The sequence below is a fragment of the Herbaspirillum sp. C7C8 genome (genome assembly GCF_022627875.1).
In the GTDB taxonomy this organism is placed as follows: Bacteria; Pseudomonadota; Gammaproteobacteria; order Burkholderiales; family Burkholderiaceae_D; genus Herbaspirillum.
In genome coordinates this window covers 55,522-72,079 of sequence record NZ_JABXGG010000012.1, presented here as the reverse complement: position 1 = coordinate 72,079, position 16,558 = coordinate 55,522, and the positions used below count along the sequence as shown (strand labels likewise).

Annotated in this window: 14 protein-coding genes; 8 read left to right on the top strand and 6 right to left on the bottom strand. The window is 63.0% G+C overall.

What is annotated here, in order from left to right:
• Positions 1-37 precede the first annotated feature (37 nt).
• Positions 38-1,687 carry a chaperonin GroEL gene (gene groL / locus HWE01_RS15045; RefSeq protein WP_008325965.1) on the top strand — a complete coding sequence of 550 codons (1,650 nt, stop codon included), beginning with the start codon at positions 38-40 and terminating at the stop codon, positions 1,685-1,687.
• Positions 1,688-1,974: 287 nt separating this feature from the next.
• On the opposite strand, the gene HWE01_RS15040 is transcribed toward groL, so the two are convergent.
• The 3 genes from HWE01_RS15040 to HWE01_RS15030 all read right to left on the bottom strand — a co-directional run bounded on the left by HWE01_RS15040 (position 1,975) and on the right by HWE01_RS15030 (position 3,936).
• Positions 1,975-3,213: a porin gene (locus HWE01_RS15040; RefSeq protein ID WP_008325964.1), complete on the bottom strand. Its 1,239-nt coding sequence runs from the start codon at positions 3,211-3,213 to the stop codon at positions 1,975-1,977.
• A 226-nt stretch (positions 3,214-3,439) separates the two neighbouring features.
• The gene (locus tag HWE01_RS15035) at positions 3,440-3,697 is read right to left on the bottom strand and encodes a type II toxin-antitoxin system YoeB family toxin (RefSeq protein ID WP_175342738.1); all 258 of its coding nucleotides are present in this window, start codon (positions 3,695-3,697) and stop codon (positions 3,440-3,442) included.
• Positions 3,694-3,936 (bottom strand): type II toxin-antitoxin system Phd/YefM family antitoxin, encoded by a 243-nt coding sequence (locus HWE01_RS15030; RefSeq protein WP_008325962.1) that lies wholly within the window; start codon positions 3,934-3,936, stop codon positions 3,694-3,696. The genes HWE01_RS15035 and HWE01_RS15030 overlap by 4 nt, the downstream gene beginning before the upstream one ends.
• Before the next feature lie 419 nt (positions 3,937-4,355).
• Here HWE01_RS15030 and HWE01_RS15025 point away from each other — a divergent pair, with 419 nt between their 5' ends.
• The 3 genes from HWE01_RS15025 to HWE01_RS15015 all read left to right on the top strand — a co-directional run bounded on the left by HWE01_RS15025 (position 4,356) and on the right by HWE01_RS15015 (position 6,898).
• On the top strand, positions 4,356-5,393 hold the full coding sequence (locus HWE01_RS15025) for a methionine ABC transporter ATP-binding protein (protein ID WP_008325960.1): 1,038 nt from the start codon (positions 4,356-4,358) through the stop codon (positions 5,391-5,393).
• Entirely contained in the window at positions 5,383-6,036 is a 654-nt protein-coding gene (locus tag HWE01_RS15020) for a methionine ABC transporter permease (protein WP_008325959.1), read from the top strand. Before HWE01_RS15025 ends, HWE01_RS15020 begins: the two co-directional genes overlap by 11 nt.
• 64 nt (positions 6,037-6,100) lie before the next feature.
• Positions 6,101-6,898 (top strand): MetQ/NlpA family ABC transporter substrate-binding protein, encoded by a 798-nt coding sequence (locus HWE01_RS15015; protein ID WP_008325958.1) that lies wholly within the window; start codon positions 6,101-6,103, stop codon positions 6,896-6,898.
• A 153-nt stretch (positions 6,899-7,051) separates the two neighbouring features.
• Here HWE01_RS15015 and ylqF read toward each other — a convergent pair whose 3' ends face one another.
• Positions 7,052-8,008, bottom strand: a complete 957-nt coding sequence (gene ylqF, locus HWE01_RS15010; protein ID WP_008325956.1) for a ribosome biogenesis GTPase YlqF — start codon at positions 8,006-8,008, stop codon at positions 7,052-7,054.
• 139 nt (positions 8,009-8,147) lie between these two features.
• Positions 8,148-9,578 carry an MFS transporter gene (locus HWE01_RS15005; RefSeq protein WP_241822226.1) on the bottom strand — a complete coding sequence of 477 codons (1,431 nt, stop codon included), beginning with the start codon at positions 9,576-9,578 and terminating at the stop codon, positions 8,148-8,150.
• Positions 9,579-9,769: 191 nt separating this feature from the next.
• On the opposite strand from HWE01_RS15005, the gene HWE01_RS15000 reads away from it, so the two are divergent.
• Positions 9,770-10,651 carry a LysR family transcriptional regulator gene (locus HWE01_RS15000; RefSeq protein WP_241822225.1) on the top strand — a complete coding sequence of 294 codons (882 nt, stop codon included), beginning with the start codon at positions 9,770-9,772 and terminating at the stop codon, positions 10,649-10,651.
• Between the two features lie 100 nt (positions 10,652-10,751).
• Here the strand turns inward: HWE01_RS15000 and HWE01_RS14995 are convergent, their stop codons facing one another.
• On the bottom strand, positions 10,752-11,693 hold the full coding sequence (locus HWE01_RS14995; RefSeq protein ID WP_008325952.1) for a histone deacetylase family protein: 942 nt from the start codon (positions 11,691-11,693) through the stop codon (positions 10,752-10,754).
• Between the two features lie 205 nt (positions 11,694-11,898).
• On the opposite strand from HWE01_RS14995, the gene mltB reads away from it, so the two are divergent.
• The 3 genes from mltB (at position 11,899) to HWE01_RS14980 (ending at position 16,531) form a co-directional block, all read left to right on the top strand.
• A complete protein-coding gene (gene mltB, locus HWE01_RS14990) occupies positions 11,899-13,062 on the top strand; it encodes a lytic murein transglycosylase B (protein WP_241822274.1) in 1,164 nt (387 codons plus the stop codon).
• Between the two features lie 102 nt (positions 13,063-13,164).
• The gene (locus HWE01_RS14985) at positions 13,165-15,336 is read left to right on the top strand and encodes a TonB-dependent siderophore receptor (protein ID WP_241822224.1); all 2,172 of its coding nucleotides are present in this window, start codon (positions 13,165-13,167) and stop codon (positions 15,334-15,336) included.
• A gap of 22 nt (positions 15,337-15,358) precedes the next feature.
• Entirely contained in the window at positions 15,359-16,531 is a 1,173-nt protein-coding gene (locus tag HWE01_RS14980) for a phosphotransferase enzyme family protein (RefSeq protein WP_241822223.1), read from the top strand.
• The last annotated feature ends 27 nt before the right edge of the window (positions 16,532-16,558 follow it).

Here is a 16,558-nt window from a genome sequence, read left to right as displayed (position 1 = left end):
GCTATATGAACTGAACCGAATTTCTGGAGAATCCAACATGGCAGCAAAGCAAGTTATTTTCGGCGATGAAGCACGCGCCAAGGTCGTCAACGGCGTCAACATCCTGGCCAATGCAGTCAAGGTCACCCTGGGTCCCAAGGGCCGCAACGTCGTGCTCGAGCGCAGCTTCGGCGCCCCGACCGTGACCAAGGACGGCGTTTCCGTCGCCAAGGAAATCGAACTGAAGGACAAGCTGGAAAACATGGGTGCCCAGCTGGTCAAGGAAGTCGCTTCCAAGACCTCCGACAACGCCGGTGACGGTACCACCACCGCCACCGTGCTGGCGCAAGCCATTGTGCGCGAAGGCTTCAAGTACGTCGCCGCCGGCTTCAACCCGACCGACCTGAAGCGCGGTATCGACAAGGCTGTCACCGCCATCGTCGGCGAAGTGAAGAACCTGGCCAAGCCCACCACCACCTCCAAGGAAATCGCTCAAGTCGGCTCGATCTCGGCCAACTCCGACGCGGACATCGGCGACATCATCGCCAAGGCCATGGAAAAGGTCGGCAAGGAAGGCGTCATCACCGTCGAAGACGGCAAGTCGCTGGAAAACGAACTGGACATCGTCGAAGGTATGCAGTTCGACCGCGGCTACCTGTCGCCGTACTTCATCAACAACCAAGAGAAGCAGATCGTCGCCCTGGACAATCCCTTCATCCTGCTGTTCGACAAGAAGATCTCCAACATCCGTGACCTGCTGCCGGTGCTGGAACAAGTCGCCAAGGCTGGCCGTCCGCTGCTGATCGTGGCTGAAGACGTCGAAGGCGAAGCCCTGGCTACCCTGGTGGTCAACAACATCCGTGGCATCCTGAAGACTGCTGCCGTCAAGGCTCCTGGCTTCGGCGACCGCCGCAAGGCCATGCTGGAAGACATCGCCATCCTGACCGGCGGCCAAGTGATCGCCGAAGAAGTCGGCCTGACCCTGGAAAAGGCTACCCTGGCTGAGCTGGGCCAAGCCAAGCGCGTTGAAATCGGCAAGGAAAACACCACCATCATCGACGGCAACGGCGAAGCCGCTGGCATCGAAGCACGCGTGGCAATGATCCGCACCCAGATCGGCGAAGCCACCTCCGACTACGACCGTGAAAAGCTGCAAGAGCGCGTGGCCAAGCTGGCTGGCGGTGTTGCACTGATCAAGGTTGGCGCTGCCACCGAAGTCGAAATGAAGGAAAAGAAGGCCCGCGTCGAAGACGCCCTGCACGCTACCCGCGCTGCTGTTGAAGAAGGCGTCGTGCCTGGCGGTGGCGTGGCCCTGCTGCGCGCTCGCGCCAACGTCAAGGACCTGAAGGGCGACAATCCTGACCAGGAAGCCGGCATCAAGATCGTGCTGCGCGCCATCGAAGAACCGCTGCGCCAGATCGTCTTCAACGCCGGCGACGAGCCGTCGGTGGTGGTGAACAAGGTGCTGGAAGGTTCGGGCAACTTCGGCTACAACGCTTCCAACGGCACCTACGGTGACCTGGTGGAACTGGGCGTGCTGGATCCGGCCAAGGTGACCCGTTCGGCCCTGCAGAACGCTGCCTCCGTGGCCAGCCTGATCCTGACCACCGACGCCCTGGTGGCCGAAGTGGCAGAAGACAAGCCGGCCGGCATGCCTGGCGGCATGGGTGGTATGGGCGGCATGGGCGGAATGGACGGCATGATGTAATTGGCCTTCCGGCTGCGGGCCATGCGCTGCATGGCCTGTGCTGCAAGTGAAAAACCCGCATCAGCGATGATGCGGGTTTTTTGTTGCCCTGCGCTCGGACCGGCTCCCTTGCGCCATCACCAAAACGATGCCAAGGCCCTTGCGTACCCGCGCTGTCAGGAAAGCCGCTCAGCGCACTCTGCGCCGGCACCATGTGTCGTCACGCACCGAGGTATAAAAAAAACCCGCACCCTTGCGGATGCGGGCCAAACATCGGGCTCCCACGAGCCCGGATGCAGTGCCAGATCTTAGAAGCTGTGGATCAGGCCGGCGTTGATGCCGGTCTGGCTGCGGTCCAGACCAGGGACGCGTTCCTTGCCCAGGCCCACGCTGTACATGTCGGACGAACGCAGGTTGCGTACGACGGCATAGGTGCTGGTGCGCTTGGACAGGTCATACTTGGCGCCCAGGTTGACCTGCAGCAGGCGGCCATCGGCGCTGCCGATGAACCTGGCGCGGGTGTACTGCAGGCTGCTGATCAGCGACAGAGACGGCGCGACGCGGTAGTTCACACCGATATCCAGCGTACTGCTGGAACGGTTGTTGGCACCGCCGATGACGTAGTGACCGGTGCTGTCCATCGTGTACGTCGGCTGGGGATTGCGGCCCTTGGGATGTGCCAGCGAGGCGAAGCTGTAGTCATGCTTCGGATTGTTGGCGATCTCCGACGGTACCTTCCCCAGCGGCAGCGCCACGTGCGAATAGGAACCGTAGACCCTGGCCGCACCGAAGTCGTAGGCCGCAGCCAGCGTCCAGGTCTTCAGACAGGTATCACCGGCACGGTCCTTGCCAACCACCTCGCCCTTGCAAGCCGCAGGACCGTTGACATCACTGGAGCTTGCGCCCAACTTGCTCTGGAAATAACCCAGACCGATGTTCAACGGACCATTGGCGTAGGTACCGCCCAGGCCGAAGGACTGGCCGGCGCCGGTGCTGCCGGCTGTCTCGCCGAAGCCGTAGATGACGCTACCGGTGAAACCGTTGAAGTTCGGGGTGTTGTAGCGGATGGAGTTGTTGACGCGCTCGCCGTTGGTGCGATCCAGGTTCAGCGAGTGGACCCGGCTGACCACGCCGCCGAAGTCGCCCGCCGAGCTGATGCTGCCCACATCGTCCAGGACGTCCTTCTGGCGGCCGGCCAGGATGGTACCGAAGTTGCCGGACAGGCCGATGGTCGCCTGGCGGCCCCACAGCACGCCGCCCTGACCTGCCTCACCGGTATCGACATTGAATCCGTTCTCGATCGTGAAGACGGCCTTGAGGCCGCCGCCCAGGTCTTCGATACCCTTGATGCCCAGGCGCGAACCCTTGAGCAGACCGGAATCGAGCGCCATCTGGCCGCCCGTCTCCTTGCCGTCCTTGGTGGCGATCTTGTTGGTATAGGACAGGCTGGCATCGACCGCACCGTAGATGGTCACGCTGCCGCTTTGCGCGTGCGCCGCGCCGGCGAAGGCACCCAGCACGGCCAGGGCCAGGATGGACTTTTTCATAGAGTACTCCGTAGTGGTTTGATTGCTGTTGATTGGCGGGCGGGCGTCGCAGCATGGCGAAGGCACCACCCAGGCTTCCCAAAGTAAATCAAGAAGTCACGGCAAATCTAAACCGTCTTTATTTCTTCAAAAGCATCATTCCTTGGATTTAGCTCATTTATGAGACTATTCCGATGTTTTATCGCAACACCTGTCGCGTATAGTGGGAGTCAAACTTGGGAGGCCATCAGAAATGGAAGCGGCATTGATGGATCACCACCCTGCCCGCCACGCGCTCGATGACCAGACGATGTTCGCCATGCAGGCGCAGGGCGAACAGACCGGGCAGACGCAGGGGCAAGGCCACCTGTCGAGCCGGTGGAATGCAGGAGTCGTCACGTAGCCGACGCATCAAATGAAGCAACTGACGCGCAACCCGACGGTCGTGACGGCGCCACCAGGCCAGGTCTTCCCGGGCCAGCGGGGTCATGCAGAGCGGGGTCATGTCGGATTGTTCAGCGGCAGCAGCTCGGCGCGCAGTTGCAGCAGGCTGCACAGCAGACGCTCGGCGTTCAGATCGTTGCCCAGCAGGTGCAGGGCTTCCTGCACCCCGCGCCAGACAGGTTCGCGCACCAGCACCAGGTTGTCGGCACCTTCGCGGGTGAGAATGACTTCATCGATATCGGCCAGCTCCAGCAGCGCATCGAGGCGCAGGGCGAGGTCCGTGACAGGAAAGGCGTACATGGGAGGGATTCCGGCGTCTTTGCCCGGCGCGCTGCAGCACGCCGGACAAAAATTCAGGAAGATAAGCGTCCGCTGCGTCATCCAAGGCATTCCAGCGAAAAATGGACTGAACGACAAAATTTATTCGAATACTTTCTCGTTCAACAACGAGACAAGCTATTGGCCTGCCCTCTCCGCGAACCGCGATCCGGTCAGCAAATCCAGTCCACAAAGCACTTCCCGCCCCGTGCTAAGACGCGCCGGTTATATACATAGGCGAAAAATTATTTTCCCTATATAACCTTGCAGCCTTAAAATAGCGGCTTCTTATAAAAATATTGATGGCAGTGGAGACCTGAGGTCCTGACCCGCCCGCAGCGTCCCATGATGCCGCGCTGGCGCAGGCGCCCGGGGCCCGCTGCCATTTCTTCTTTTTCATCATGATCGAAATACAAGCTGTCACCCAGCGCTTCGGCAATGTCGACGCGGTGCGCCATGTCGATTTGTCGATCCGCAAGGGCGAGATCTTCGGCATCATCGGCAGAAGCGGCGCCGGCAAGAGTACGCTGGTGCGCACCCTGAACCTGCTCAACCGCCCCACTGCCGGCCGCATCCTGCTCGACGGCCAGGACCTGACCTCGCTGTCGGCCTCGCAACTGCGCGAGGCTCGCCGTGGCATCGGCATGATCTTCCAGCATTTCAACCTGCTCTCTTCGCGCAGCGTCTACGACAACATCGCCCTGCCGCTGGAACTGGCCGGCAAGAGCAAAGCCGACATCGCCGCCAAGGTCGAGCCCCTGCTGGAACTGGTCGGACTGACCGCCCTGCGCGACCGCTATCCGGCGCAGATTTCCGGCGGCCAGAAGCAGCGCGTAGGCATCGCCCGCGCCCTGGCCAACGATCCCAAGGTCTTGCTGTCGGACGAAGCCACCTCGGCGCTGGACCCCGAAACCACCCGCTCCATCCTCGAACTGCTGCGCAAGATCAACCGCGAACTGGGCCTGACCATCGTGCTGATCACGCACCAGATGGAAGTCATCAAGGACATCTGCGATCGCGTGGCCGTCATGGAAGCCGGCCAGGTGATCGAACAGGGTGAAGTGCTGGAGGTGTTCCGCCAGCCGCGCCACGAAGTCACCCGTGCCCTGATCGGCGACGTCATCGCCCACGAACTGCCCAAGGGGGTGCTGGCGCGTCTGCGCGAACGCCTGGCGCGTGCCGATGCCGGACAGGGGACCGACCACCTGTTCCGCTTCGCCTTCACCGGCAGTGATGTGGACCAGCCGCACCTGTCGGAAGCGGTGCGCCGCTTCAACCTGAACTTCAACATCCTGCACGGCCAGATCGACGAGATCCAGGGACAGGCTTTCGGTTCGCTGGCGATTCTCGCCAACGGCACCCAGGACAACATCAACCAGGCCATGCAGTACCTGCGCGAACAGGGCGTGGTCGTCGAGGAGCTCAACCATGTCATCTGAACTGATCGATCTGTTCATCAGCGCCTTCGGCGAGACGCTGATGATGGTGGCCATCTCCGGCGTGGTCGGTTCGCTGCTGGGCATCCCGCTGGGCATCGCCCTGCACATCACCGAATCCAAGGGCGTGCTGCCCAATGTGGCGTTCAATCGCGTGGCCGGCCTGCTGGTCAATGCAGTGCGTTCCACGCCCTTCATCATCCTGCTGGTGGCGGTGATTCCGATGACGCGCTTCTTCGTGGGTACCTCCATCGGCACCGCCGCGGCCATCGTGCCGCTGACCATCGCCGCCGCGCCCTTCATCGCGCGCCTGGTCGAGACCGCATTGCGCGAAGTCGATCACGGCCTGGTGGAAGCGGCCCAGGCCATGGGTGCCACCACCTGGCAAATCATTTACAAGGTATTGGTGCCCGAGGCATTTGCTGGTATCGTCGCCGGTCTCACGATCACCTTCGTCAGCCTGGTCGGCTATTCGGCCATGGCCGGCGCCATCGGCGGCGGCGGCCTGGGCGACCTGGGCATCCGCTATGGCTACCAGCGCTTCCTGCCGGAAGTCATGCTGGCCGTGGTGCTGATCCTGATCGTGTTCGTCCAGGTGGTGCAATCCCTGGGAGACCTGCTGGTCCGCAAGCTCAGCCACCGCTGAGCACTGCAATCTCTACAAAAACGGCAGCTATCCGCTGCCCACCTCAAAGCTCGAAAGGAAAGTCATGAAGCGTCGTCAGTTGATTCAATTCATCGCCGGTCTGGGTCTGGCCGCCGGCCTGATCTCGGCCCCGGCCATGGCCGAAGACCAGATCAAGATGGGTGTGACCGCCGGTCCCCACGCCGAGATCATGGAACAGGTCAAGAAGCTGCTCGAAAAAGACGGCGTGAAGATGAAGGTCATCGAATTCACCGACTACATCCAGCCCAACGCCGCCCTGGCCGCCGGTGACCTGGACGCCAACTCCTACCAGCACCAGCCCTACCTGGATGCGCAGATCAAGGACCGTGGCTACAAGTTCGTCAGCGTTGGCAGCACCATCACCTTCCCGATGGGCGTGTACTCCAAGAAGATCAAGTCGCTCAACGACCTCAAGCCGGGCGCTCGCGTGGGCGTGCCCAACGATCCGACCAACGGTGGCCGTGCCCTGCTGGTGCTGCAGGCCAAGGGCGTGATCAAGCTCAAAGCCGATGCCGGTCTGAAGGCCACCCCGCTGGATATCGTCGAGAACCCCAAGAAGATCAAGATCGTCGAGCTGGATGCTGCGCAACTGCCGCGTTCGCTGGATGACTTCGACGCTGCCGTCATCAACGGCAACTACGCTGAATCGGCCGGCCTGTCCCCGACCAAGGATTCGATCGCCGTGGAAGCCTCCACCGGTCCCTACGTCAACGTGATCGCCGTGCGCGCTGCCGACAAGGACAAGCCTTGGGTCGCCAAGCTGGTCAAGGCTTATCACAGCCCGGAAGTAAAGAAGTTCGTGCTGGAAAAGTACAAGGGTTCCGTGATCACCTCCTGGTAATCCGCCACGCCTCACTTGCCTGCATCAACGAAAAGGCCAGCTCATCGAGCTGGCCTTTTTCATTGAGCGGGAATTGGTGCCTTGCCGGTGATCCCCAAAAAACTTAGTTTCTGAAATCCGCTTTCTAAGTTTTCCGCAGAGCAAAACTTAGATTCAGCGCCCCCGGTGATCCGGAGCGTCTCGCCAGTCGTAGTCCTCGTCATCTTCCTCTTCATCCTCGGCCTGCAGTGCCTCAGGATTGTCGGTGGACCGATAAGTCGCCAGCAGCTCGGCACGCGATTGCGGTGTCTCCAGCGAGATGCGACCCAATGCACCGCTGCGATAATCCTGCAGGAAGGTATGGGCGGCCTTCTCGAAATCGAAGTCGCCCCCCTTGAGACGGAAACCGCGCTTGGCCGCCACCCCCTCCACCACCGCCACGCCATCCATGCCGTCGGTATTGAAGCCATACCGTGCCTTGAGCAGTTGCGGATAACGCTGCAGCAGCAGGTCGGCCAGGAAGGTCGCCACTTCCTCTTCGATGAGGGCATTGCTGCCCACCGCATGGCTGGCCGCCAGCATGAGGCCATCGCTGGGATGCTCGATCTTGGGCCAGAGCATGCCGGGGGTATCGGTGAGCACCATGTTGTTGCCGAGATAGAGCCGCTGCTGCGTCTTGGTCACGGCCGGCTCATCGCCCACGGCGGCCACGCGCTTTTTCAGCAGCGCATTCATCAGGGTCGACTTGCCCACGTTGGGGATGCCCATGATCATCATGCGCAGCGGCTTCAGGGCGGTGCCGCGATGCGGTGCCACCTGCATGGCCAGCTTGGGCACGCGCGCCACATCCGAGGGCTTCTTGCAGGACAGCGCCACGGCAGTCACGCCCTTCTGGCTGTTGTAGAAGTCGATCCAGGCTTGCGTAGCTACCGGGTCGGCCATGTCGGTCTTGTTCAAGATCTTCAGGCAGGGACGCTGGCGCGCATTGCGCAACTGCTCGATCATGGGATTGCAGCTGGCCTGCGGCAGGCGGGCATCGACCACTTCGATGACCATATCGACTTTTTCCATGCTCTCCGCGGCCTTGCGGCGGGCAGAATTCATGTGACCGGGGAACCATTGGATGGACATGCGGAGCTTCTTTCTGATGCGTATTTCGTGAAGGCGCTATTTTACGACCCTGCCCCGCCAAACCCTAACAAATCCCCAAGAAAACGGCCTGCCGCGCACAAGTCGGGGCAGGCCATTGGACAGGGAACAACACCCGCACTCACGCGCGCCGGGTCACCCATTGCTCCTTGACAACGCCCACAAAGCGCCACACCAGCCACAAGGCGACGCCGTAGGCCAGCGCCATCACGCCGAAGGCCAGCGGATTGCGCAGGCTCCAGCCCTGAACGCTGTGCAGGATCGCGCCCATCAAGGCCACGCCGACCAGCGCACCGATCTGGCGATTGGCATTGAGTGCCGCCGCCGCGCTGTTGGCATGGGCCTTGCCGGCCACCTGCATGACCACCGTGGTCATGGCGGGAATGGCCGTACTGATGCCCAGGTTGGCCGCCGCGCATACCAGGGCCAGCAGCCAGTAAGGCGTCTCGGGACGGAAAACCATCGCCACGGCGGTAAAGACCGTGCCCACCGACAGCCCCAGCAGCAGCGGTACACGCGGCCCCCAGTGGGCGGCCATGCGGCCCGACATCAGATTGCCGAAGAAGATCACCGCCATCATCGGCACCAGCTGCAAGCCGGTCTGCAGCGCATCCGCGCCCCTGCCCTGCTGCAGGAACAGCGCGAGATAGAAGAGGTTGCCATAGACTCCGAAGTTGATCAGGAACCCGATACCATTGGCCGCCGCAAACTGCGGCGTGGCAAACAGCGCCTTGGGCAACAGCGGCGCAATGCCGCGCAGTTCATGCCGCACCAGCGCCACCGCAGCCAGCACCGCCACCGCCAGCGCAGCCAGGATGCGCGGCGAGGTCCAGCCATACACCGGTCCCTGGATCAGGACGAAGGACAGCCCGGCCAGCATGATCACGCCCGCCAGATGGCTGTAGAGGTGCAGTGCGCGGGCATGGCCGACCACCTGCGGAATGAACCTGCGCGCCATCAGCAAACCCAAGAGGCCCACCGGCACGTTGATGAGGAACACGCTGCGCCAGCCCAGCCAGTGGATCAGCACACCGCCCAGCAGCGGCCCGGCAGCAGCAGCCAGGCCGACAGTCGCCGACCAGACGCCCAGCATGCGGGCACGCACACGGTCATCCTCATAGACGTGCGTGAGCAGGCTCAGCGAACTGGGCATGAAGAAGGCCGCGCCCAAGCCTTGCAGCAGACGTGCTGCGATCAGGAAGGGGCCGTTGGGCGCGGCCCCGCACAGCAGCGAGGCCAGCACGAACAGGAACAGCCCGGTCAGGTACAACCGGCGCGCCCCGAAGCGATCAGCCAGAGCCCCCCCCACCAGCAGCATGGCGGCAAACGTCAGCGTGTAGCCGTCGACGATCCACACCAGCATGGACAAAGGCGCATCCAGGCTGGTGGAGATATTGGACAGTCCCACGTTGACCACCGTCACGTCCAGCATGGCCATGACGAAACCGATGGCCAGCGCCACCAGCGGCAGCATGCCGGCATGCGGGGTGGCACGGGCAATGGGAGGTACCAGCACCGAGGCTGGCGCACGAGGGCATTGTGTGGAAGACATGGCAACAGAACTTTCTGCACGCACGGTGCGAGGGAGAACCGCAAACCCGCGACCGGAAACGCCGGGGCGGGGTTCAATGGGGCAGATTCTAGGCTTGGACAGTGATGCAATAAAGAGGTATAAGATCAGCACGCTGATGCAAATTTGCATCAGACCATCACTTACCTCCCCTCTTGCAGCAAAGGCACATCATGGATTGGGACAACGCCCGCATCTTCCTGGCCATCTATCGCGTGGGCACCTTGCGCGGGGCCGCCGAACAGCTGGAGATCGACCAGGCCACTGTGGGCCGTCGTTTGGCCTCACTGGAAAGCTCGCTGGGAGCGCGCCTGTTCCTGCGCACGCCCAGCGGCTACGTACCGACCCCGGCGGGCGAGCTGGCCGCTGCGGCGGCCAACCAGATGGAGCAAGGCGCGGAACAACTGCAACGGCAGATGCAGGGCATGGACGAACGCCTGTGCGGCGTGGTGCGGCTGGCGGCCACCGACATTACGGCGCGCCATTTCCTGTTACCGGCCTTGCACCGGCTGCGCCAGGAGCATCCGAAAATCCGCGTGGTGCTCTCGACCTCCACCCAGATCACCAACCTCACCAAACGCGAAGCCGACATTGCCGTGCGCACCCTGCGGCCGGATGCGCCGGACCTGATCGCGCGCCATCTCAAGCGGCTGCATACCGGCATGTATGCCTCGAAAGCCTATGTGAAAAAGCGCGGACTGCCCGATCCCGGTACGGGCCTCAAGGGCCATGACGTAGTGATCTATCCGCGCAGCGTCTCGCCCAGCAAGTCCGAGCAGATCTGCGGCGAATCCATCGCCCACGCCAGCGTGGCCATGGAAGTGAGCACCGGCCTGGTCATGTATGACAGTCTGCAAGCGGGTTTCGGCATTGGCGAACTACCCACCCACGTGGGCGACAAGGCCAGCGGCCTGGTGCGCATCTGGCCGCAGCGCGCCGTGCCTTACGACATGTGGCTGGTGCTGCACAGCGACCTGAACCGCACGGCGCGGGTGCGGGCGGTGGCCGATGCGATCATTGCGGCGTATGAGGCGTATGAGCCTGCCGAGGTTTGATGAAGAATCCGGCATGCGGCCTGTGCATAAAACAAGGCGCGAAAAGAACCTTGGTTTTTATCGCGCCATTTCTTGAAACCGCCTGTGGAAAATCCAACGTTCATTCCAGGTCGGCCAAGACCTTCAGGTGCGCCACCACGCTGCGCCCCAGCGCCGAGAGGTTGTAGCCACCTTCCAGGCAACTGACGATACGGCCCTTGGCATACTGGTCGGCGATCTTCATGATCTGCCGCGTCATCCAGGCGTAGTCCGCTTCCACCAGGCCCATCTGGCCCATGTCATCCTCGCGGTGGGCATCGAAGCCGGCCGAGATGAAGATCATCTGCGGCTGGTGCGCATGCAGCGCCGGCAGCCATTTCTCGTTCACCAGCTGGCGCACCGCATTGCCATCGGAATAGGCCGGCACCGGCACGTTGACGATGTGCGACTCGGTCGGCCCGTCGCCCGAGAAGGGATAGAAGGGATGCTGGAAGAAGCTCACCATGAGCACCCGGGGATCATGGGCAAAGATATCCTCGGTGCCATTGCCGTGATGCACGTCGAAATCGATCACCGCCACCCGTTCCAGTCCATGCACCTCCAGGGCATGGCGCGCGGCCAGGGCCACGTTGTTGAACAGGCAGAAGCCCATGGCCTTATCGTGGGTGGCATGGTGGCCGGGTGGACGCACCGCGCAAAAGGCATTGTCCAGCTCCCCGGCCAGCACCGCATCGGTGGCGGCCACTGCCGCACCGGCTGCGCGCAGAGCGGCTTTCCAGCTGTGCTGGTTGAGCAGGGTGTCGCCATCAACCGAATGATAGGACTGGCCCGACAGGCTCAAGGCATGGCTGTGCTCGCGCACGTAGTCGACGGCCGCGGCCGTATGCACGCGTTCCAGTTCGGCCGGATCGGCCAGCGGGGCTTCGCGGCGGTCGAGGAACTGATCGATGCGGCTCAGGATCAGCTGGTCCTCGATGGCCTCCAGACGAGCGGGGGTCTCGGGGTGCCAGTCCCCCATTTCATGGCGCTGGCAATCGGCGTGCGTATAGATGGCGGTGGTCATTCTTGCTCTTGTTGCGATCTTGTTGCGATGATATTGCCACCCGGCAAACATCCTGCCTGCCGGGTTGTCTCCTTGGGCTAGTGTACATTGGCTGTCGCTGATCGTGGTCAAAGCCTGCTCACGCGCATGCACCGGCATGGGGCGGGGTGGCCGATGCGGTATACTTGGCCGCTTGTCTGGCCTCCCCCTGCTGCTCATCCCGCTCATGCCCATCTCCCTGCCTCGCCTGACCGCCCTCGTTTCCTCCCTGCTCATTGCCACATTGTGTGCCCTGCCGATGACCGCGCAGGCGCAGGACGGCAAGTCTGTGGAAAAGAAAAACCAGAAAAAGGCTGTGGATAAAACACACAAGAAACCGGCAGAGAAAAAATCCAAGCCGCAAGCCAGGAAGAAAATCGTCACCGATGAACAGGGCGAGTTCGTCAACTTCAATGAATGGAAGGACGTAGCCCGCTTCATGGATGAAATGGTGGACCGCAACCATTTCCAGCGCAGCGATCTCAATGCGCTCTTCGCGCAGACCCGCTACGTGGACAGCGCCATCCAGCTCATCAAGCCGGCCCCCGTGACCAAGCCCAAGAACTGGACGGCCTACCGCGCCCGCTTCGTGGAACCGGTGCGCATCAATGCCGGGGTCGATTTCTGGAACACCTATGGCGTGGCCCTGGCGCGCGCCGAGGCGCAGTATGGCGTGCCGATGGAAATCATCGTCGGCATCATCGGCGTGGAAACGGTCTATGGCCGCAACACCGGCAACTTCCGCGTCATGGATGCGCTGACCACGCTGGCCTTCGATTATCCCAACACGGCCAACCGCGATGCGCGCATGGCCTTCTTCCGGGGCGAACTGGAAAACACCCTGCTGCTGGCCCGCGAGGCCGGCATCGATCCGATGTCCTTGCGCGGCTCCTATGCCGGCGCCATTGGCTGGCCGCAGTTCATGCCGGGCAGCATCCGCGAATATGCGGTGGACTTCGATGGCGACGGCAAGATCGATCTGCGCAATTCTCCGGTGGACGCCATCGGCAGCGTGGCGCACTATCTGGCCGTCCATGGCTGGCAACGCGGTGAGCCGGTGGCCTTCCCGGTGCAGGTCTCCAGCGACAACCGCCAGTGGGAAGCCATGCTCAACCAGGGCCTGGAAGCCAAGTACACCGCCGACGAGCTGCATGCCGCCGGCATCTCCACGCCGCCCCTGCCGGCGGGCATGCGCTTTGGCCTGGTGGACCTGCAGAACGGCACCGGTCCCACCGAGTACTGGATCGCCACCAACAACTTCTATGCCATCACGCAGTACAATCGCAGCTACTTCTATGCGATGTCGGTGGCCGACCTCGGTCGTGCCGTTGCCACGGCACGCAACCGCTGACCTTCCGTCCTGCCCTGATTGCCCTGATTGCCCTGACTACCCTGTTGATGAGGGAGCGCGCACGGCGTGCTCCTGCTGCTTCCCTTCCACGATAGAACCACGATGAAACGCATTGCACCCCTGGCCTCCACGCTGATGCTGACGCTGGCCGGCACCTCGCTGAGCCTCTCGGCCACCGTCCGCGCAGCCGATGTCGGCGACGACAAGGGCGACTCCCTGCCCACCGTCAACGTCACCGCCAGCGGCACCGGCAAAGACGACAGCCGGGCACGTTCGGCTGCGGTGGCCGGTTTCGACGATGCACCGCTGATCGACACGCCGGCCTCGGTGGCCGTGGTCACCGCCGCGCAGATGCAGGACCAGCAATCGCGCCTGCTCTCGGACGTGGTCAAGAACGATGCCTCCATCAACGAGAACTATGCCCCGGTCGGTTACTACGAGAACTTCAGCATCCGCGGCATCACGCTGGACCCGGCCAGTGCCTATCGCATCGACGGCCTCACCGTGGCCGGCGAGCAGACCGTCGCACTGGAGAACAAGGAGCGCGTCGAATTCCTCAAGGGTGTGGCCGGCCTGCAGGCCGGTGTGAGCAGCGCGGGCGGCATCGTCAACTACGTCACCAAGCGTCCGGCCGATGTGCGTTCGATCACGCTGGGGACGGACTCCTACGGATCGCGCTATCTGGCCACCGACCTGGGTACGCTCTTCGGTGAGCAGAAACAGTTCGGCCTGCGCATCAATGCCGCGCACGAAGACATCCACTCCTACGTCAACAACGGCGATGGCTGGCGCGACTTCGCTTCGCTCTCAGCGACCTGGGCGTTGTCGTCGAAGACGCTGGTGCAGTTCGACGCCGAATACCAGCAGAAGGCGCAGCATTCGGTGGCCGGTTACCAGCTGCTGGGCGGCACCACGCTGCCCTCGGGCGTCTCGCCCCAGACCATGCTGACACCGCAATCCTGGGCGCAGCCGGTGCGGGACAGCTCGCTGAACTACCGCCTGCGGGTGGATACCGATCTCAATGCCGACTGGCATGCTTACGTGCAGGCCGGGCGCAGCCGGGCGGTCATCGACGACAATCTGGCCTTCCCGTATGGCAGCGGTGGCGGGGCTTCTTCAAGCTTTGCCGCCAATGGCGATTTCGACGTGTACGACTATCGCGTACCCGATGACGAACGCCGCAATGACGAGGCGCAGGCCGTCATGATCGGCAAGTTCGCCACCGGCTGGCTCAAGCATGAGCTGACCATGGGGATGGCCATGTCGCGCCGGGTGGTGGATAAATCGGATGGCATCAGCGTACTGGTCGGCAGTGGCAACATCTATTCCGGCACCCCGGCACTGGCCCCGGCCACCGATGTCCCCGGCCCGGCATATCGCAATCTGGACAGTCGCCAGAAGGCGCTCTTCTTCAGCGACCGACTGCTCTTGTCCGAGCACTGGCAAGCCATTGCCGGAGGCCGTCAGGTGTGGCTCAACGAACAGGCCTTCGCCTCCGATGGCAGCGTCACCCGCACCACCTCGCGCAATCTGTTCCTGCCGCAACTGGCCTTGATCTTCAAGCCCATGCACAAGCTCTCGCTCTACGGCAGCTATGCCGAGACGCTCACGCTGGGGACCTCGGCGCCGTTCTGGGTCAGCAACTTCCCGACCACGCTGCCGCCGTCGGTAGCACGTCAGCTGGAAGCCGGCGTCAAATACGATGTCTCGCCGGATCTGGCCCTGACCGCGGCCCTGTTCCGTATCCGCAAAGCCTATGAGTATCAGCAACCGGACAACAGCAGCAGCGGTTTCACCTACGTCCAGCAAGGTCGGCAGACCAACACCGGACTGGAGCTCGGCGCCAGCGGCAAGCTCAGCGCGCGCCTGTCGGTGGGCGCCAGCGTGACGGCCACCCGTGCCCGTGCCAGCGACACCGGTACGGCCGCCTATGACGACCGGCAGGTCGTGAACGTGCCGCGCCTGCGCAGCAGCGTCTATGCCGACTATGCCCTGCCGGGGGTGGAGGGCGTGAACCTCATGGGCAGCTGGCTCTACAGCGCCAGCAAGCCCGCCACCCGCGATGGCAGCGTGAACCTGCCGGCCGTGCACGTCTTCAATGCCGGCCTGCGCTACCGGCTGCGCATTGGCGGCCACACGGCCACCCTGCGCGCCAATGTGGACAACGTCTTCGACAAGCGTTACTGGAAAGATGCCGGCCAGTACCTGGGCGACGGCTACGTCCACCTGGGCGCACCGCGCACGGCGCGCCTGTCCTTGCAATATGATTTCTGATCTGCTGTTCTGCTGAGAGCCCATGGACGCCGCTTCCCATCACCTCACCCGCGTCATCAGCCACGGCATGGGCGTGGAGCCTGTCATCTCCGACTGGCCCGCGCTGACCTCGGCCGAGGTGGCGCGCGTGCTGCGCCACTATCCCGGCGTGGGACAGCCGCTGCGACTGGAATGGCACAGCCCGCGCCCGTTCTCGGCAGCCTGCGTGATGCAGACCGAGAGCGGCCCCATCATCGTCAAACGCCATCACGCGCGCGTACGCGATGTAACGGCGCTGGCCGAAGAACATCGCTTCGTGGCGCACCTGAAGGCGCGCGGCCTGCCGGTCAGCAGCGCACTGACCACCACCGACGGCGCCACTGCGCTGGCCGACGATTACTGGACCTATGAAGTCTTTCCGCTGGCGCCGGGAGTGGATCTGTATCGCGAGGCGATGTCATGGACGCCCTTCACCAGCTGCACCCATGCGCATTCGGCGGGTCAGATGCTGGCCCGTCTGCATCAGGCCTCTGCCGGTTACGATGCCCCGGCAAGACCGGCGCGGCCGCTGGTGTCGAGCTTCACGATCTTCTCGCAGGAAGATCCGGTGCGTCCGCTGCAGCACTACATCGAGCAGCGCCCGGCCATTGCGGAATATCTGGAGAACCGCCCGTGGCGTGGCGAGGTGGCGCAGCACCTGCTGCCCTGGCATGCCGCACTCAAACCCTATCTGGATGAATTCGTCCCGCTGTGGACACACAACGACTGGCACGCCTCCAACCTGCTGTGGACCGATGCCACCGATCAGGCCAGGGTACAAACCGTGCTCGACTTCGGTTTGTGTGACCGCACCTGTGCGCTGCACGACCTGGCCACGGCCATCGAGCGCAACATCGTCGAATGGCTGGCCATCCCGCAGCGCGCCGTGCAGCTGGTGCATCTGGATCTGCTCGATGCGATGCTCGACGGCTATGCCGCCACGCTGCCCCTGAGCGCACGCCAGGTACGCGCGCTGGCGGCACTGCTGCCGCTGGTCCATGCGGAGTTTGCGCTGGCCGAGCTGGATTATTTCCATGGCGTCACGCAGTCGCCCCAGAATGCCTCGCTGGCCTATGACACCTACTTCCTCGGCCATGCCGACTGGTTCCACTCTGACGAGGGACAGCGCTTGCTGTCGCATCTGGAACAGCGGGCACAGGGGCTGGCAAAAATCTAAGTTTTTTCTGGCAGCACATTAAGAAAA